Genomic DNA, 18,573 nt, shown 5'->3' on the forward strand with positions numbered 1-18,573 from the left:
TTCCTCCGTTGGGGGTTCGGCTATGCCGATTCCACGGGGGCAACTTTCGGGTTTGTGCGCACTTCTTTGGGACTTTCGTGAGGGTATGGTTTCCCCGACCAATTGTGGTCGTCCCACTCGAATCGCACGGGCCGTGCCATCGGCCTGATTTCGCATTCGCTGTTCTCTCGAAGGAACGTCTTAGACGCCGTGAGGTCAGCGTACCCCTCGAATCCGCACGGACACGTCAGCGTGTCCCCGTGGCGAACCGTCTCCTCGTGGTCGCCACACTCAGGACATGTCTGACTCGTCCACGCTTCCGACTCGGCTTCGAGGCTGATGCCGTACTCCTCACAGACACACGCGAGACGGTGGATGAACTTCTTGAACGCCCAGAAGTTGTGCGTTTTCTCGTTCACCCTGGCCGACCAGTGCGTTTTCAGCACGTCGGTCAAGTCGCCTACGTACACCGTCGCCACGCCCTCGTCGTACAGTCGTTCAACGAGGTCGCGTACCAGCGCGTTCTGTGCGTGGTCACGACGCTTCGTCCGCTGTCGGTACAGCCGTCGAATTCGCTTGGAACTGTATCGTCCTTCACGGAGTTTCGACTGTAGGCGGGCGATTTCGTCTGTCGTCTCGCGGAACCGTCCGAACAACTCCCGACCGTCGTAGAGGTACTGGTTCCCAGTAGTCGTGGAACACGCGACGAGATTGTTTGCGCCAACGTCGAGGGCGGCTTCGTGAGAAGCCAGTGGTGAATCCAGTCGAGAATCAGGTACGGTGACTGGTTGGGAAGCCCTGAACGTGTCGCTCACTTCGTCATACTCAAGTTCCAGACGACCTTGTTTGCCGTCCCACTTCGGGTTGCCTCGGACTTCGAGGCGGAGTCGTTCGTGGTAGCCGAGTCCGTATTGGTCTTTCAGTTCTTGCCCGACAGGGATTTCGAGACGGCTACGCTTCCTCCACTCAATCGTGTACTGGTTGCACCGAATGTAGGTGCGGAGTTCGCGTCCGTTCTCTTCGTTGCCCCAGTACGATGGTGGGTTGGCGTACTCGCCTTTCTCCTTGAGGGCAAAGAACGACCGCCACGCTTCGCTGTTCTTGCGCGTGACCTGTTGGACAGTCGCGCTTCCGACGACGCCGTTGTAGCGTCCTCGGTACTCGGAGGTATCCCACACGTCACCGTCGCCAAAGTAGCTTTGACGACGTTCGTAGGTCAGTTCGTTCCACAGGGAGGCTGAGGCATCGAGTAGCCGTAGGAGGCACTCTTTGTCGTTCTCGGTCTGTGGGTCGACCTCGAAGGTGTTGACGCGCTTCATTCGTCGCCACCCTCCTGTTCAGCGATGTACTGTTCGACAGCGCCCTTCGAGGCACTCCCCGCGGTACCGACGTAGTAGGAACGAGTCCACTTCACGCGGTCGTCGTACCGCTGGTTATACTTCCGCGCCGAGATGCCCTTGACCCAGTTGACGATGAGGGACGGGGCGTTCTTGGGCGGACTCCCGATGAACAGGTGTACGTGGTCGGGCATGACCTCGGACTCGGCCAGTTCGAGGCCCTTGTCCTCACAGATTTCCGCGAAGATGGTTTCGAGACGTTCCTTCGTCTTCCCCGTCAGGTGCGAACGCCTGTATTTCGGCACGAACACTATGTGGTAGTAGAGTTCGTATTTCGCGTGACGGGTACTCTTCACCAGCTATGCATACTATCATGGTCGGACGGCTTAAAAATTGCGTTGGAACCCCGTCTATGTCATCGACGGCGGTTGAATACTGTTGGTCGGCTTCATCCCCGCCCTGAAAGGCGAGGCTTTCGCCTCGAATTTTTTCGTAAGCCCACCGTTGCGTCGTGTTTTTTTACCCGTGACTGCCGCGCCGTCGCCACGCCTATTTATATATTAACTATCCAGTCACGTTATGTATGAGGGGAACGGACGAGTAGGTATGGCCCGCGCAGTCAATCCCGTTCGAACCGACTACTCGAACATTCAGATGGGGCTGATGGGAACGCTCATCGTCGCTGGAATCGCGGTGCTGATGATTCCGTTCACGCCGTTCATCCTCCTCGGTCTGGTGTGGAGAGCGCTCCACTAACGCGTCGCCACGCCACAAGACCCCACTTCAGCACGTGTTTTTCTGACCACGTTGACCGCCGAGCGACACCAGCCCGCCGGCCGCGACGAACGACACGACCACCGAGTAGTCGTCGCCCTGACCGACGACCCGACGACAAACAATATTTTTTAGACATACATATAAGATATCTAGAAAATTAGGTATCGTCGGTGTAGAGATAGATATTCAGAAACCCCGATTGGTGCGTTCGAAGCCAACGATACGCTCAGTTTCCTATATCGAAACGCCAAATCGCGGTTCCTGACCGTCTAAAATCTAAAACAGCGTTTAACGCCACTTTCAGCGCGTCATTCCGGAATATATCGCGCGCTCATAGACTGTCCGCTGAAATCATAGAATATCTGAATACTAACAGAATTTATAAATTTTCTGTCTAAGAATCGGCTGGGAACCGAACCGATTCCGTGAGGCCGCTTCCCTCTGCGGTCGAAGCACCGACGCGACTGCAGACGGCTTTGTAGTCACTCGTCGCGCCCACCACGTCGTCGAGCGCCGGGTCGACCACGAGTCCGAGCGGTCGTCTACGTACCGAGGTCGAAGTCGTTCTGGACGAGTTCGACGAGTCGCTCGACGGCCTGTTCGCCGTCGCTGCCGTCGGCGGTGATGACGATTTCCTCGTCCGGGCCGACGCCGAGCGAGAGAACGGCGATGCTGCTTTTGGCGTCTACTTCCGTCTCCCCGCCGGCTTTCCGCACGGAGATGTCCGTCTCGAACTTCGACGCCGTCTGGACGAACATCGACGCGGGGCGCGCGTGGAGACCGGTCTCGTGCTCTACGACTACTGTCGCTGATTTCGCTGCCATCCGTGCGACCATTTCCCACGCCGGTACTAAAGGCTTTACCGCTTGGAGAGGGTTTTTGCCGGCGGACGCGGACTAGACGCGTGCGATGTTCGCAAGCCCAGCGTATTCAGCGATAGCTACGAGGGACCGATGAGCGACCGCCGAATCTCAGGCGTCGGGGTGACGCCGCTACTCGGTGTCGGCACGGTCGTCCAGTACGATTCGACGGTCAACCTCGACGACGACGAGCGGTCGGCGGCCGACCCCGAGACCGAACGTCGGCGGTTCGAAGAGGCACGAGAGACGGCGGCGGACGAACTCGCTCGCGAGCGCTCTCGGACGGCCGAGCGCGTCGGCGCGGACGAAGCGGAGATATTCGACGCACACCAGCAGTTCCTCGCCGACCCGCAGATTACCGACGGCGTCGAAACCGCAATCAACGAAGACGGCGTCACCGCCGAGCGCGCCGTCTCGCGGGCGTTCGAAGACCCGATCGCCACCTTCGAGGACGCGGATGGGATGTTCGCCGAGCGCGCGGACGACCTCCGCGACGTCCGCGACCGACTGCTCCGCATTCTGCTCGACCGCGACCGAGTCGACCTCTCGGCGCTCCCTGAGGGGACGGTGCTCGTCGCCGAACGACTCACGCCCAGCGACACCGCGCAGTTAGACCCCGACGCGGTCGCGGGGTTCGTCACGGTCGAGGGCGGGCGCACGTCCCACGCCGCCATCATGGCCCGGTCGCTTGCGATTCCGGCGGTCGTCGGCGTCGACCCCGACGCGCTCGACCTCGCCGATGGGACACGGCTCGTCGTCGACGGGACCACGGGTGACGTGACCGTCGACCCGGACGCCGATGCCGTCGCCGCGGCGCGGGAATCGGACGGTGCGACGGTCCGACACGACCCCGTCACGACGGCCGATGGGCGGCACGTCGAAGTCGCCGCGAACGTCGGAACACCGCGGGAAGCGGTGGCGGCCGGCGAGCGCGGTGCGGACGGCGTCGGGCTCTTTCGAACGGAGTTCCTCTTTCTCGACCGGGAGGCGCCGCCGGACGAAGACGAGCAGTACGAAGCGCTCACCGAGGTGTGCGAGGCGTTCGACGGGTCGCGCGTGGTCGTCCGAACGCTCGACATCGGGGGCGACAAGCCGATTCCGTACGTCGACTCCGACCCCGGCGACAACCCGTTCCTCGGCGTTCGTGGCGTCCGGTTCGCACCGGGCGAGCGACCCGAGCTGTTCGAAGAACACGTCCGCGCGATTCTGCGCGCGGCCGCCGGGCCGGCGCAGCTCGCCGTGATGTTCCCGCTGGTGTCGACAGTCACCGAACTCGACGCGCTCCTCGACGAAGTGAACGCAATCGCCGTGGAACTGGACGACGCGGGCGTCGACTACGCGGTTCCTGAACTCGGCGCGATGGTCGAGACGCCGGCGTCGGTCTTTCTCGCCCGCGAGTTCGCCGAGCGCCTCGACTTCCTCAGTATCGGGACGAACGATCTCACGCAGTACGTGATGGCCGCGGCCCGCGACGACGACCGCGTCGCCTCGTTACACGACCCGCTGCACCCGCCGGTCCTCCGCGCCATCGCGCGGACGGTCGAGGCCGCCCACGAAGGCGACGCCTGGGTCGGCATGTGCGGCGAGATGGCCGGTGACCCGGACCTCACCGAACTGCTCGTCGGACTCGGCCTCGACGAGCTGAGCATGAGCGCCGTGACGATTCCCGACGTGAAAGCGGGCGTCCGGGCCGTCGACGACGAGTCGGCGGCGGCGCTCGCCGAGACAGCCCTCCGCGCCGAGACCCGCGAGGACGTTCGGGCGCTCATCGACTGAGGGTCGGAAGACCGGCCGCTCGTCCGAGATGAAGCGGACCCCACGGCGTGTTCTTTCAGTTCGTTCAGCCGTCGAAATCCACACAGCGCTCGACGACGAGGTCGAGCAGCCCGTCGGCGTCGCGGCGCTTCGTCAACTCGGCGAACTCCTCGGCCTGGAAGAGCTTCGCGAGGTTCGAGAGGAACGACGAGTAGCCGTCGGTGTCTGTCACGAGAAGCAACACGACGACTTCGGCCTCGACGCGCTCGTCGGGGTTGTCCATGCTTCGGAAGGCGACCGACTCGCCCGCGGGCGGCAGTCCGAGGAGCACGGCCTGTTCTGTGACGTGGTCGGGGTCGGCGTGGGGGATGGCGATGCCGAACCCCATCGTCGGGATGTCGAGTCCCGTCGGGTAGTCGGCTTCGCGTTCCAAAAGGGCGTCCGCGTAGCTCTCGTCGGCCCAGCCTTGGTCGTAGGCGTACGCGCCGAGTTCTGTGAGGACCGCTTCGTCCGTCTCGCCAGTCAGTTCGAGGCTTTCGGTTCGCATCGATGAGTCGTACGCGGGTCTCCGAGAAAAGTGTTGGTGCCGGTTCGCCGTCGGTGCCGCGAACCGCGGCGGCTCGTCGCGGCCGAGTCGCGAACGCCGACGGGAGACTGTAACTGTAACTGCGCGGTCAGTCGTCCGAGCGACCCTCTGCGCCCGTCGCGTCGACGCTCGAGCCGATTTTGTTGGGCAGGAGGCCACCGCCCTTGCCGGTGTGACGACGCTCGACGGTCTCTCGCGCTTTCTCTTCGGACGCGCCGGCGACCATGTACATCCGCTGGGGCCACATCCGAAGCGCGACCCAGATGCCGAGGACGATGACGAGTGCGACCGCGAGTGCGACCGGTGCCGGGATGAGGGCCAGGATGCCCGTCGCGGGCGACCCCGCGTCAGCGACGGGCGACGTGATGAGCCCGCGGCCACCGAGGTCGAAGCCCGCGCTTCCCGCCGCCTGCGTCAGGAGGGGAGCCACCGCGGAGGAGATGTAGTGCAGCGGAATGAGCAGGATGGTCCCCGTGACGACCATCTTCACGATGTTGCCGTTCATGATGGGAACCATCAGCGCGAAGAAGAACGGGAACGTCGCCAGGTCGATCCCCCACAGGACGTCGTTGCCGGGGAGGATGATCGACATCACGATGGCGATGGGGACGATGAGCAGGCTGGACGCGATAACCGACTCGTGGCCGATGAGGATAGCCGAGTCGAGGCCGATCGCCATGTCGCGGTCTTCGAACCGCGAGGTCATGTAGTTCCGAATCGACTCCGAAAGCGGCGTCAGCCCCTCCATGAGGATACCGACCATCATCGGGAGGATATGCATCACCGCGGCGAACGAGATGCCGGCGGTGAGAATGGCGTACCAGCTCTCGGCGACGAAGAGCGCGTTACTGTAGGCGGCGATACCGATGACGAGTCCGATAGCGAGACCGACGAAGATTGGTTCACCGAGGATGCCGAACCGGTCTTGAATCGCGTCGGGGTCGGCTTCGATGTTCCCGAGCGGCGTCTTATCCACCGCCCAGTGAATCGGAATCGCGGCGACGGCGTAGGGTGCCGAGGTCCCGTGTGGAATGGAGATGCCGGGCGTGTCGAACGTCTCTTCGACGGCCGGTTGCGTCCAGTCCGCGGCCACGAGGACGAACAGCCCCAGCGTCAGCCCGACTGCCACCGAGTACAGCCAGTTGTTCGTGCTCATGTAGACCAGCCCGCCGATGAAGGCGAAGTGCCAGTAGTTCCAGATGTCCACGTTGAGCGTGTAAGTGAACCCGATCGCGAAGAGGACGAGGTTCATCACGACGAACAGCGGAATCATCCAGACGCCGAGTTCCGCGATACCGAAGGCGATGGCGGCGGCGGCGGGCCAACCGACGTCGACCGCCGGCAGCGTGATGCCGGTCACCTCGACCATCTGTTGGGCCAGCGGACTGATGTTCTCGCTGAACAGCCCGATGACGAGATTGATGCCGATGAAACCGATGCCGATGAGGATGGACGAGCGCGCCGCCTTCAACACGTCCACCCGGAACGCGAGCGCGATGAGGAAGATGATTATCGGAAGGAGGACGCTCACGCCCAACGATTGGATTACGCTGTTGATCGAATTCAACAGGGAACTCACACCACTCTGTAAGAGTACTTCTGGTACTGCCATGCTATTAACTCACAACCCTGTCTCAGGATGAGAGTGAGCCCACATAAACATTGCTATCGTTCGTGAAAAATCCGCGTCGCCGACGTGTCAATCAGTCTTCGAGCGCCGCGGCGATGTCGTCGAGGACTTCGTCTTGACCGATACCGGTCATGAACGCCGTCGTGTGGATGACCGGGATGTCGAACTTGTCTTGGTTGAGTTGCGTCGTGGTGACGATGAGGTCGAAGTTCCCCGACGAGACCTTGCCGGGAGCTTCCGTCGCCTTCGCCTTGGCGATGGTGCCGATGTCGAGGCCCCGCGCGGGGAGCTTCTCTTTCAGCGCTTCCTTGACGACCGTCGACGTCGCGACCGATGTGCCACACACTACGAGGATGTTTTTCGCTGTCATTGTCGTGTATTGCACATCATCGATGACCACTAAAAAGATTGCGCCGGTCTGACGCGCCGCAGTCACCGAATGGGGCGGGACGGCGCGGCGCGAGACGGCGCGGCGCGAGACGGCGCGGCCCGCTGTCGGCGACCGTCTCAGGGGAAACTCGCGGCGATGTCGCGGAGGAGCGACTCCGGGTCCGACGCGAGCGATACGGCCGACGCGGCACCGGTCGCGTGACCGCCCTGTTCGAACGCGAGGCGGACGTCCTCGGCGGTCGAGATGCCGCCGCCGACGAGGACACGAGTACGCGGGTTCTCCGCCTCGACCATCGACATGAAGTCGCGAACGCGATCGGGGTGGGTCTGCGTGATCGCGCGGTCCGACGAGATGTCTTCGGGCATCTCGTATATCATCGAGTCGGGGTCGAACTCAGCGACTGCGCGACCCATCTCGATGCTGTCGACACAGACGACCGAGTCGAGGCCGAGGTCGTGGCAGCGCTCGATTTTCCACACGAGGTCGGACAGGGTGTCGCGGTTCTCCGCGTGATTGATGACGACACCGTCGGCCCCCGCGTCCGCGATGGTCTCCGGGAGGATCTTCCCCATCCCGCGACCGGGCTCGACGGCATCCATCGCGGGCGCGGTGATGGCGAGGTCGGTGTGTTCGGTTATCAGCCGGATGTCCGGCAGTTGCGGCGTCAACACGAAGCGCGCGTCGGTCTCCGCCTCTATCGTTTCGAGCATCCGCGCGAACGCGAGCGCGTCCTCCCCGCTCGTGTCCGGGTACACCTTGAAGTTGACCTGAAAGTGGGGGTACGGAAGGTTCATGAGTGAGTTCGGGAGGTGGTTCGGCGGGTCATAGCAACGTCTCCGCCTCCTCGATGGTCGCGCCCTCGTGGACGATGGCCGAGAGCGCGTCGATGATGGCCGCGGGGTCGTCCCGCTGCCAGACGTTTCGGCCGAACATCACGCCCTCCGAGCCGGCCTCCACGGCACCGTGGACCATCTCCAGCACCTCTCGGTCCGTCTCGACGGTGGGGCCACCGGCGATGTACGTCGGCACCGGCGCGTTGTCCACAATGCGCTCGAAGCCCGTGGGTGGATACGGCGTCTTCAGGATGTCCGCGCCGAGTTCGAAGCCCAGGCGGTTGGCGTTGACGAGGTAGTCGGTGTCGAACTCGTCGTCGACGCGCTGGCCCCAGAGGGTCGGCTCGACGATAAGCGGAATCCCCGCGTCGTCGCAGTCCTCGGCCGCGGCTGCGACGAACTCGGCGTTCTCCTTCAGCACGTCGGTGTCCTCCCGGCCGAAGACGAGCGCGACCTTCGCGGCGTCGGCGACCTCGGCGCAGTCTTCGACGCTAAACACTTGTGAGTGGATCTCTGCGTTCTCGATGTCGCCCGGCATCGTCGAGTCGTACAGGAGGTCGAGCGTGCCGATAGTGTGCACGTCGGCGGCGTTGATTCGGTCCTCGAAGCGCTTCAGGAAGGGCACGCTCGCCAGGATACCGTCGGGCCCGGCGTCCAGTACCGTGTCGAGGAGCGCCGCGGGGTCTTCGAACCCTTCGAGGGAACCCCAATGGAGGCCGTGGTCGATAGCAACAGTCACCGATCGTCCGAGTCGTTGGTCCGTCATGGCTGTTATTGTAGAATCGTCGTGGTAACCGTTCGCTCGCGCGGGCCGCACAGTTCGAAGAACATGACCTCCTCCCAAGTCCCGAGGTCGAGTTCCCCGTCGCGAAGAACGAGAAGGACCGGACGCTTGATCATCGCGGAGATGAGGTGCGCGTGAGCGTTCGGCTGCTCGCCCGCGGTGATGTGGTCGAGGTCGTGGTAGTAGCCCTCGTCCGGGGGGGCAATCTCCTTGAACTTATCAATCATGTCGTCGAGAAGCTTCTCTTCGTACTCGTTGGTCGAAAGCGCCGCAGACGTGTGCGGCGTCGACACGTACACGAGCCCATCGGTCACGCCGAGGTCCTCGATGGTCGCTTCCACCTCGGGAGTGACGCTCAGAATCTCGAACCTGCTGTGGCTCTCGATGGAGAAGCTCTCTGTCTGTATCTCCATACACCGTAGCTCAGAGAGTGAGCGTAAATAGTTTTTGCCGACAGTGTTCCGAACACCGCACAGCGGCCCTTAGACACCAAATACCTCGGTTCCACGCTTCTTGCTCCGCCGCTCGACCGGTATCGACGGTCTGTCCCGCTGTCTCACCGAGTCGAACGGCTGTTCTACTCAATGGAACAAACTATTTACGGCTGCCTCGACGACACCTCGCTCATGACAGAGAACACGCCCCACCGGGTCGAGACGAGTCGGAAGACGATTCGGGTGCTCGACGCGCTTCGAGAACACGGGTCGAGTAGCGTCACGTTCCTCGCACGGGAACTCGGGATGAACAAGAGTACCGTCCACAACCACCTCAGTACGCTCGAAGCCGAGAAGTTCGTCGTCCGCGACGGGACCAATTACGATCTGAGTCTTCGACTCCTCGAGTTCGGGGGATACGTACAGCACCGCCACTCGCTGTATCAGGTGGCGAAACGCGAGGTCCACCGATTGGCGTCCCAGACCGGCGAACTCGCGAACCTGATGGTCGAGGAGTACGGACAGGGCGTCTATCTCGCCTCCGAACAGGGTGAGCGAGCGGTCGATTTAGACATCTATCCCGGCCTCAGACGGCCGCTCCACGCTATCGGACTCGGAAAGGCGATACTGGCGCACCTCCCTCCCGAGCGCGTCGACGACATCATCGACGAACACGGCCTTCCCGCGGAAACCGACCAGACAATCACCGACAGAGCGGAACTCGACGAGCAGTTGGCGACGGTCCGTGACCGGGGCTACGCCGTGGACAACGAGGAACTCATCCGAGGGCTCCGGTGCGTTGGCGCACCCATCATCGCAAAAGACGGGACCGTCCTGGGTGCAATCAGCGTCTCGCAGCCCGTCAGCCGCATGAATAACGAACGGTTCACCGACGAGGTTCCCGACATCGTCCAGAGCGCCGCCAACGTCATCGAACTCCACGCGAACCACTAGAGATTACATGTATATTTTTGTAATGCCCGTTCCGACTACGCTTGCAGGCCGCCACCGGCCCCGACGATGCGGTTCAGTCAGAGTGAACCACTGTTCTTAGATACGGAATGGATAGAATGCCGACGATAGTTCGTGTTTGTCCGTTTATTTCTCATATTTCGGTGTCAACTCTCGGAATGACAGCGTCATCGAAATGTATGTCAATTGAACGTGCTCTCGCCCAGATGGTGTGCTAACACTCATCAAATAAACTCCGCTGCGGTCAGTCGGCCACACTGCGCGCTCGCGCGCTCGACGGGTTACTACCCTCGGAAGGATTTAACTGCGTCCTACGTGACCCCGTGGTATGGAGAGCCCGCAACTGGTCGGCGTTCATCTCGGTACTGCGAGCGTGCACGTCGATGTGTACAGCACCGACGGCGAACGACTCGCCGGCGGTGAGGCGCCGGTCGCCGAGCAGACGACGCTCGCGTGGGAGCGAGCGCTCCACGAAGCGGCACCGGCGCTGCCACAGACCGGTATCGGCTCGGTTGCGAGTACGTCGGGGACGGCCGTACTCGTCGATAAGTACGGCGAGCCGGTGTTCCCGCCGCAGATGTACTTCGATTCCGCGCCCGAACAGGCATCGAAGCTCCGCGACCTCGACCTGTCCAGTCTCTCGATTAACCAGAACATCGCGTTTTCTCCGACCAGTCCCCTGCCGAAGATTCTGAAGCTTCGCGCGGAACACCCCGAAAAGTTCCAGCGGGTGGAGTGGATTCTCAGTCCGACGACGTGGCTGTTGTATCGGCTCCGGTTCGACGCGTCGACGCCGTGGCACGACATCGAGACCGACTGGACGAACGCGTTGAAGTTCGGTGCCGACGTGACGACGCCCCTTCCCACGTGGTTCGAGTCGCTGTTCGAGACGCTCGACCTGCCTCGGTCGCTCTTTCCGGCGATTCGACCCCCGGGGTCGTTCATCGGCGTCGCCGACGGTCAGTTAGCCGAGCGGACCGGCTTCGAGGGCATCAAACTCTTTCAGGGGCTCACCGACGGCAACGCGTCGGTGCTGGCGAACGGCGGCGTCAAAACGGGGGAGTTCAGCATCACCTTCGGCGCGTCGAGCGTCGTCAAGTACGTCTCGGAATCCGTCTCGCCGCACCCGGCGCTGTACTACCACCGTCACCCCATCGACGGCTATCTTCCCGGCGCGTCGTTCGACACCGGCAACCTCCTTCGGTGGTTCTTCGACCGCATCCTCAACTGTACGCCGGAGCGCGGGCTCGAACTCGCCCGACAGGTCCCGAGCGGACAGGGCTACGAAATGTTCCTCAAGGGCAACCGAAGCCCGTTTTTCGACGCCGACGTCGCGGGGTCGCTCCTCGGTCTCAACTACGACAACTCCCTGTCGACCGAGGAGGTCCACGGCCGACTGGCGCGCGGGCTCATTACCGGCATCATCCTGACCGAGTGGACCTACATCTCGCTGGTCGAAGAACACTTCGACACCGACATCGACCGCGTGCTCGTCATCAACGACGGGACGCCGACGCTCGACGGCAACTACGACTGGTGGAACACGCTCCGCGCGTCGATCTGGGACCGTCCGGTCGTCGAGATGGAGCCGCGGACGACCGCCGGCGCGGTCATGGCCCCCGCGCTCATCACGTCGATTTACAGCGATGTCGAAACAGCAGCGGAAAACCTCCTCCGAGAGCGTGGCGTTATCGAGCCGGACCCATCGGTCGGCGCAGACTTCGATACGCAAAAAGAGGCGTACTTCGACCGATGGCGGGACATCGCGGAGTTCTATCAACGGGAGTGACGCCGAACGCACCGGCTTTGCCTGCCGGCTGTACGACAACCGGCGACACCGACGGCGCAGACATGAGCACCGAGACGATCGCGTCGAAGGTGAGATCGAGACTACGAGCACGTCCCGTGTTTCGTGAAATGAACCTCGGGAGAGTTACAAGCATACACTTGTAATCTAAAATGTCCATCGCGCAGCTGACCGAATCACGTGAGAACTCGGTGTGAAAACAGTTTCCAACACGCATGGAACCGAACACACGGCGAAACCAACCAGCAGCGACTTCCCCAACGGGTTACGTGCCCGTTGGTCGCTTGCTTGCCGCCGAGATACCCAGACAACGCTCGAGACCGCGTGCTTGCACGGGTATTACCGGGAATATCTGGGGACCACGTGAGCCAACCCGACTAGTGTTTCCAACTGAAGTGGAAATGTCCGTTTCGACTGCCTTTATTCGTAATCGTGGCATTATAACGGGAAAGACAAGCGAACTATCCACTCGCTCGCGACGCAGGAGACCGTTTGGAAAGAGGTTCCTCGTGAGCGATTACGACACACCGCTTACCCCCGGGATGGAGACAATGAGCACTATCCGAAACGGTGCTGATGAAACGGGCAACGACCCGATACAGAGACGCTTTCTTGATCAGGCCTCGCTTCTGCAATAGTGACCGTTCCGAACCGTGTCCTGAACCCAAATATTTAATCAGGTTGGAAATGGTGTGTTATCGTATGGCAACCAACAAACCACGAACGCTGGAGGCGGTTGAACGGTCTCTCGAACTCATCGAGGCACTGGTCGAGGAGGACTCGCTAGGGGTGACGGAACTCTCGGAGCGAACTGGACTTCCAACGAGCACCGTCTACGTGCACCTGCAGACGCTTCGGGAGAACGACTACGTCGTCAAGGAAGGGAGCAAGTACCGACTCTCGCTTCAGTTCCTCCACTATGGGGGCAAGATTCGAGAACGGCTTCCGGTCTACCGACATGGACGGAAGGTCGTCCACGACCTGGCCAAAGAGACTGGCGAACTGGTCAATCTCGCGATTGAGGAGAACGGCCGCGGTGTCGTGATATTCATGGCACGCGGCGACAACGCTGCTGTCGACCTCGCACCCGTTGGGAAGCACTCGTACCTCCATCGACCGGCTTTCGGGCGGGCCATCCTCTCGTGTTTCTCCGACGAGGAGGTGAACGATATCGTCGACAAATGGGGGCTTCGAGCGGTCACCGAAAACACCATCCATACGCGTGAGGCGCTCTTCGAGGAACTCGAAGCGACCCGAGAGCGCGGGTACGCGATCGAGCGAGACGAAGGAGACGTCGGAATCAGCTGTGTCGGCGCGCCGATTCAGGACATCGAAGGAAACCCCGTTGGCGCGATCAGCGTGACCGTCCCCTCGAACAAACTTCGGGACGACCGCGTCGAAGAAGAACTCTCACACAAGATTCTCAATGGAACCAACATCATCGAACTCAAGATAGAACACGCATAACCGACGAGACACCATTTCCACGCTGGTTGGAAATTCCGCCGAGTCCACCTGACGGGTTCTATGTACCTGTCACGCTCGCTCGATGGCGACGCGAGCGGCGGTTCGAATCGCGTCGACCATACTGGACTCGGAGGCGATTCCCTGTCCCGCAATATCGAACGCCGTCCCGTGGTCAACACTCGTTCTGATGATCGGCAGTCCGACCGTCATGTTGACGCCGCTGACCGTGTCGGTGCTGTCGAAGCCGAGCATCTTGATCGGGATATGTCCCTGGTCGTGGTACATCGAGACGACGCAGTCGTACGCGCCAGCGGCTGCCTTGACGTAGACGGTGTCCGGCGGAATGGGCCCTTCGGCGTCGATACCAGCCTCACGGGCCTGTTCGACGGCCGGTTCGATGGCGTCGTCGTCTTCCGTCCCGAGGAGTCCCCCCTCGCCGGCGTGAGGATTCAAGCCAGCGACGGCGATCGTCGGGTCGTCGATTCCCAGGTCGTGTAACCCCTGATTAGTGACAGCGATGGTGTCGAGGACGTTCTCGGTTGTCACGAGGTCGCACGCCTCGCGAAGCGGGACGTGTGTGCTCACGTGCGTGACGCGAAGCCCCCCCTCGATAAGCATCATCGAATAGTTATCTGTCTCGGTGTACGCCGCGAGCATCCCGGTGTGGCCCGCGAATTCGCTTCCCGCCTGGGCTGTCGCTTGCTTGTGAATCGGGGCCGTCGCGATGGCGTCGATGTCGCCTGCGATGGCGAGTTCGATCGCGCGTTCGATGTACTCAAGCGAGGCGCGGCCGTACGCCTCGTCGATTTCGCCGTAGGTCAGCGACGCGACGTTGTCGAGATCGAGTACGAACAGCGTCGATGGGTCGGATCGAACGTCTGCGACGGACTCGACCGCTTCGACCGACAGGTCGCTATCACACTGGTCGACTGCGTGCCGAATCACGTCCGCGTCGCCGATGACCACGAGGCTTGCGTCCTCGGTCACCTCGGGTGCTGCTTCGACGATTATTTCGCTTCCGATGCCACCGGGGTCACCCATCGTCACGCCGACGAGAGGTCGCTCTACTGCTGTCATCACGGCGTACCGATGAAGTCGAGGCAATTAACTATTGTCGTCGGGTCACCGAACGACCCCGCCTTGGTCACGAGGAGGGTCTCGTCGGCCGCTCCACCGCGAATTCGGGTGAGTGGAATGCCGTCGGCGAGTTCGATTCCCGTCAGTTCGAGTGACTCCGCGTCGAGTTCGTCGAGTACCGCGATGGTCGTCGAGCCACCAGTCGTGAACAGACCGGTCAACGGCCGTGTCTCGTGGACTCCGCGGACGGTCGCACGCAACGTCGTCGCGATTCGATCTTTGACGGCGTGCTCGTCGAGTCCGAGCGCGTCCGCGTTCCGGGTCACTACGTCGACGGCGCGAGAAGACGGAGCCGACGTGACGATGGCGAATCCGTGAGCGCGCTGCGCGGCGAGAACCGGGCCGACAGCTTCGGACGCCGCTTCCGTTGGACGCTCGAGCATCGTCTCGGGGTCCAGCGCAACGATCGCTTGGTCCGGAACCCGCGCGAGTTGCCCGAACGAAGTCTCGCTGACGCTCCCGACCACGCCGAGGACCGATTGGCCCCCACTTACTGCGGTCGAACGCGACAACGCCCCCGCGAGTCCGCCACTCCCCGCATAGGCGACGGTGGCTGTGAGTCGGCTGGCGGCGTCGGCAAGCGACCGAAGGTGGGTGTGAGTTGTGGCGTCGGCGACGACGACTACCGGCCCGTCGCGGTTGCGGTCTATCTCGGCGAGTTTCGACCGGACGTGTCCTGTTCCCTTGGTTACGACGTCCAGCGGGAGTGTTTCGACGGGATACGCGAGCGATGAGAGCAGCTCGACCACCGACGACGTTGCAGGCAGGTTCTCTGAGTCGGTAAGCGTCTCGAGCACGGGGTCACCGTCGACCAACTGGACGCCGTCTTCGGTCGTCCGCCCGTTACTGGGAAACGCCGGTGCAAGCAACAGGATGTCGGGCGTCGCGGCGTCGAGCACCGCCGCCAGTTCGTCGGTGACGTTCCCGCGGAGCGTGGAGTCGAGCTTGTTGTACAGAAGCGTGGTGTCGTGTTGTGACACGGCGGCGCGAACCGTTTCGTACGCCGCTGCCGGTGGTGCTTCCCGTGTCTCCGTATCGACGACGAGGACGTCGCAGCTCGTCGGTGCGCTTGGGTCGAACACCACGTTCGTCCGATACCCACGGCTGGCGAACTGGCTCCCGGTGTCGTTCGCTCCGGTGATATCGTCTGCAATAACAACTGCGTTCAACTCGGTCATACCGTCTGAGTCTTGGTTGCCAGCCTATGAATGTTCGGCCGTGCCATGATAAATGTCAACAAGGATTAGAAATGTATTTACATTACAGTCAAGAAGCGTAATTCCATGGCATCGAACGAATGCCGAGACAGTGATAGGACCGCTACGAGACGCCGAACCGTCCTCAAGGCCGTGGGGGGCTCAGCAGTCGCAGGGCTTGCAGGCTGCGTTGGCGGTGGTGGGGGAGACGGCTCGGGCTCAGGCTCGGGTTCGGGATCCGGCGACGGAACCACCACGGGGACCGTGAACGAAAACGGCTGGCCTGACTACAGCGGGCGCGAGATGCGCGTTGTCACCGACGAGTGTTCGGACGTGTTCAAGCGCGTCTGGGAAGACGCGTTCGCCGAGTTCGAAAACAAGACGGGCGCGTCCGTCACCCTCGAATGCGGCGCAGAGGGACAGAGCATTCAAGAGCGTATCATTCAGCTTATTCAGTCCGGCAACCCGCCGGAGCTGTTCCCGACATCGGTGACGCAATCGACGCAACTCCAGAACCAAGGGACGCTCGCTCCGATGACCGACTTAGTCGAGACGGTCACGGACCGATTAGGCATGCCCCACGAGCGGTCGTTCCTCGAACGCGACGGCGAACACTACACGATTCCCTTCTTCGCGATTCCGTACCTGCAGTGGTACCGAGAGGACATCGCCGAGTCGAAACCAGACTCCTGGGAGAACATGGTTGGCTGGATGGAGGAAGCCAGTGGTTCGGACGAGGTGACCGACGCGACGCTGCTTCCGTGGTCGACGCACTACTGTAGCGAACTCGTCGCTCAGTGTTTCCTCCGAAGTAACGGTGCGAACATGGCGACTCGAAACGATGACGGTGAGGTTGTGGTCTCGATCGACCAAGGAGAGAACCGCGAGCGCTGGATCGAAATGCTCGAATTCCGCAAGCAGCTCCAGCCCTACACCGGCCCCGGTTCGGACATCGGCTGCGAAGAGCGGATCAACGCACTTCATACTGAGTCGTCGGCGCATACGACGTACGGTGGTGCGCGGCCGAAGATTCAGTCCATCGAACGCGAGCGTGACTTCCACGAGCATATTCGCGCCGCTCCGATCCCGGGGCCGGACGGACCGGGGAAGTTCTTCGGCGTCATCAAGTCCATCTGCTCGTTCCAGGGGTCGAACACGGACATGGCCAAGACGTTCCTCGATCAGTTCATCTTCCAGCCGGAGTACTACGAGCGCTACATCAACATTCAGAACGCGCCGCTGTACCCGAAACAGAAAGAGGAGATCGACATGCGCGAGAAGCTTCCGGACTCCTACACCGACGCGGATATCGAGGCGTGGAAGTCGGTGACCGACGCGATTCCACCGGCACACGAGACGAGTCCGCCGAACCCGTACGTCGATTCCATCTTCACGACTCGGCCGGGCTCGACTGCCATCTCACTCGTGATCAGCGAGGACATGGACCCAGGCAAGGCAGTCGACCAAGTCGCAGCGAAGGCTCGCGAGTCGCTGAACCAGGCGAAGGGGCCATGAGAATACATGCGTAGACACATCGGCCACAGGCACGCTCACCTCACCCTGTCGAGGAACCCGTAACCAGAGACCAGCAGACCAGCCTCCAAGTACACTCGAATCCACACATCGACTCACATACGACCTCAACAAACAGATGAAACACGAACTACACGGCGTAAATCCACCGCTTATCACCCCGCTCGACGCCGACGGTCAGTTGGACGAAGACGCGTTCAGAGATGAGATTCGCTACCATCTCGGTGCTGGCGTCTCAGGCGTCGTCGTCGGCGGAAGCACCGGCGAAGGGATGCGAATGACCGACGACCAACTCAAGCAACTCTACGACGTCGCGGTCGACGAAGTGGACGGCGACGTTCCCGTGGTCGCGGGAGTCATCGCACGACAGACGCGCGAGGCCACCGTAAAAGCGGAACTGGCTCGTGACGCGGGTGCGGACTTCATCATGGCGATGCCACCGACGGGGTACGTCGGCTCGCACATGGCCGACAACGACTCGATCCGCGACTACTACCGCGCAATTGCGGACGTTTCCGAGTTACCAATCGTCATCTACGACGTCATGTCGTTGCTCGACCTCGACGCGGAACTCGTCGGTGACCTCGTCCGGGACATCCCGGAAGTCGTCGGCATCAAAGTCAGCAGCACGCTCGGCAATCTGACGCACTATCTCCGAGCCATCGGCGATGACGGCTTCGTGCTCGGCGGGATGAGCATCGGCCAGTTCCCAACGTACACATTGGGTGTCAACGGCGGGATCGTGGGTATCAGTAGTGTCTGTCCACGCATCTCCGTCCAAATCTGGGAAGCCACACAACGTGGCGATTACGACCGTGCCCGAGACCTTCATTTCGCGCTCGTCCCGCTCATCCGCGCCGCGATGGAGAACTACGAATCGAACTTCCCCGCTGGCGAGAAAACGGCGATCGACGTGCTCGGACGCGATGCGGGCTGTCTCTTCCATCCCTTCGACGGAGTCGAAGACGGTGACGAGAAGCGCGCGGCCATTGAGGACGCAGTCTCACAGATGCACGACCGAGGAACGAGAGAAATCGTCCACGCCGACGATTAGGACGGAAAAACTCGGCCAGCACTGACCGGTCTGTCCGTCAG

General features: G+C 61.9%; 18 protein-coding genes. 7 read left to right on the forward strand and 11 right to left on the reverse strand.

Annotated features, from left to right (window positions below; translation table 11 throughout):
* Positions 1–20: 20 nt before the first annotated feature.
* Both AM590_RS07395 and tnpA read right to left on the reverse strand, forming a co-directional pair.
* Complete coding sequence (locus tag AM590_RS07395; RefSeq protein WP_058826910.1) at positions 21–1,298, reverse strand: RNA-guided endonuclease TnpB family protein; 1,278 nt, start codon at positions 1,296–1,298, stop codon at positions 21–23.
* On the reverse strand, positions 1,295–1,675 hold the full coding sequence (gene tnpA, locus AM590_RS07400) for an IS200/IS605-like element ISHla16 family transposase (RefSeq protein WP_058826911.1): 381 nt from the start codon (positions 1,673–1,675) through the stop codon (positions 1,295–1,297). The genes AM590_RS07395 and tnpA overlap by 4 nt, the downstream gene beginning before the upstream one ends.
* A 247-nt stretch (positions 1,676–1,922) precedes the next feature.
* Between tnpA and AM590_RS20790 the strand changes: the two genes are divergently transcribed.
* On the forward strand, positions 1,923–2,072 hold the full coding sequence (locus tag AM590_RS20790; protein WP_172795772.1) for a hypothetical protein: 150 nt from the start codon (positions 1,923–1,925) through the stop codon (positions 2,070–2,072).
* Between the two features lie 563 nt (positions 2,073–2,635).
* On the opposite strand, the gene AM590_RS07405 is transcribed toward AM590_RS20790, so the two are convergent.
* Positions 2,636–2,917 (reverse strand): HPr family phosphocarrier protein, encoded by a 282-nt coding sequence (locus AM590_RS07405; RefSeq protein ID WP_082677685.1) that lies wholly within the window; start codon positions 2,915–2,917, stop codon positions 2,636–2,638.
* Positions 2,918–3,046: 129 nt separating this feature from the next.
* Between AM590_RS07405 and ptsP the strand changes: the two genes are divergently transcribed.
* Entirely contained in the window at positions 3,047–4,729 is a 1,683-nt protein-coding gene (gene ptsP, locus AM590_RS07410) for a phosphoenolpyruvate--protein phosphotransferase (RefSeq protein ID WP_058826912.1), read from the forward strand.
* Positions 4,730–4,793: 64 nt separating this feature from the next.
* On the opposite strand, the gene AM590_RS07415 is transcribed toward ptsP, so the two are convergent.
* The 6 genes from AM590_RS07415 to AM590_RS07440 all read right to left on the reverse strand — a co-directional run bounded on the left by AM590_RS07415 (position 4,794) and on the right by AM590_RS07440 (position 9,345).
* The gene (locus tag AM590_RS07415; protein ID WP_058826913.1) at positions 4,794–5,255 is read right to left on the reverse strand and encodes a PTS sugar transporter subunit IIA; all 462 of its coding nucleotides are present in this window, start codon (positions 5,253–5,255) and stop codon (positions 4,794–4,796) included.
* A gap of 127 nt (positions 5,256–5,382) precedes the next feature.
* Positions 5,383–6,825 carry a PTS galactitol transporter subunit IIC gene (locus AM590_RS07420; RefSeq protein WP_058826973.1) on the reverse strand — a complete coding sequence of 481 codons (1,443 nt, stop codon included), beginning with the start codon at positions 6,823–6,825 and terminating at the stop codon, positions 5,383–5,385.
* 172 nt (positions 6,826–6,997) lie between these two features.
* Positions 6,998–7,294, reverse strand: coding sequence for a PTS sugar transporter subunit IIB (locus AM590_RS07425; RefSeq protein WP_007275964.1), 297 nt, complete (start codon positions 7,292–7,294; stop codon positions 6,998–7,000).
* Between the two features lie 137 nt (positions 7,295–7,431).
* Positions 7,432–8,109 carry a triose-phosphate isomerase gene (locus AM590_RS07430; protein WP_058826914.1) on the reverse strand — a complete coding sequence of 226 codons (678 nt, stop codon included), beginning with the start codon at positions 8,107–8,109 and terminating at the stop codon, positions 7,432–7,434.
* 28 nt (positions 8,110–8,137) lie between these two features.
* A complete protein-coding gene (locus AM590_RS07435) occupies positions 8,138–8,914 on the reverse strand; it encodes a class I fructose-bisphosphate aldolase (protein WP_058826915.1) in 777 nt (258 codons plus the stop codon).
* Between the two features lie 5 nt (positions 8,915–8,919).
* Positions 8,920–9,345 (reverse strand): secondary thiamine-phosphate synthase enzyme YjbQ, encoded by a 426-nt coding sequence (locus AM590_RS07440; RefSeq protein WP_058826916.1) that lies wholly within the window; start codon positions 9,343–9,345, stop codon positions 8,920–8,922.
* Between the two features lie 213 nt (positions 9,346–9,558).
* Between AM590_RS07440 and AM590_RS07445 the strand changes: the two genes are divergently transcribed.
* The 3 genes from AM590_RS07445 (at position 9,559) to AM590_RS07455 (ending at position 13,612) form a co-directional block, all read left to right on the forward strand.
* Complete coding sequence (locus AM590_RS07445; RefSeq protein WP_058826974.1) at positions 9,559–10,320, forward strand: IclR family transcriptional regulator; 762 nt, start codon at positions 9,559–9,561, stop codon at positions 10,318–10,320.
* A gap of 346 nt (positions 10,321–10,666) precedes the next feature.
* Positions 10,667–12,127, forward strand: a complete 1,461-nt coding sequence (locus AM590_RS07450) for an FGGY family carbohydrate kinase (protein WP_058826917.1) — start codon at positions 10,667–10,669, stop codon at positions 12,125–12,127.
* 720 nt (positions 12,128–12,847) lie between these two features.
* Positions 12,848–13,612: an IclR family transcriptional regulator gene (locus AM590_RS07455; protein ID WP_004041993.1), complete on the forward strand. Its 765-nt coding sequence runs from the start codon at positions 12,848–12,850 to the stop codon at positions 13,610–13,612.
* Between the two features lie 69 nt (positions 13,613–13,681).
* Here the strand turns inward: AM590_RS07455 and pdxA are convergent, their stop codons facing one another.
* Together pdxA and AM590_RS07465 are read right to left on the reverse strand one after the other, a co-directional pair.
* On the reverse strand, positions 13,682–14,689 hold the full coding sequence (pdxA, locus tag AM590_RS07460; protein ID WP_058826918.1) for a 4-hydroxythreonine-4-phosphate dehydrogenase PdxA: 1,008 nt from the start codon (positions 14,687–14,689) through the stop codon (positions 13,682–13,684).
* Positions 14,689–15,927 carry a four-carbon acid sugar kinase family protein gene (locus AM590_RS07465; RefSeq protein ID WP_058826919.1) on the reverse strand — a complete coding sequence of 413 codons (1,239 nt, stop codon included), beginning with the start codon at positions 15,925–15,927 and terminating at the stop codon, positions 14,689–14,691. Before AM590_RS07465 ends, pdxA begins: the two co-directional genes overlap by 1 nt.
* Positions 15,928–16,209: 282 nt before the next feature.
* Here AM590_RS07465 and AM590_RS07470 point away from each other — a divergent pair, with 282 nt between their 5' ends.
* The gene (locus tag AM590_RS07470) at positions 16,210–17,460 is read left to right on the forward strand and encodes an ABC transporter substrate-binding protein (protein ID WP_253244417.1); all 1,251 of its coding nucleotides are present in this window, start codon (positions 16,210–16,212) and stop codon (positions 17,458–17,460) included.
* Between the two features lie 136 nt (positions 17,461–17,596).
* Complete coding sequence (locus tag AM590_RS07475; RefSeq protein ID WP_058826920.1) at positions 17,597–18,532, forward strand: dihydrodipicolinate synthase family protein; 936 nt, start codon at positions 17,597–17,599, stop codon at positions 18,530–18,532.
* Positions 18,533–18,573 lie beyond the last annotated feature (41 nt).

It is taken from the genome of Haloferax sp. Q22 (assembly GCF_001482285.1).
In the GTDB taxonomy this organism is placed as follows: Archaea; Halobacteriota; Halobacteria; order Halobacteriales; family Haloferacaceae; genus Haloferax.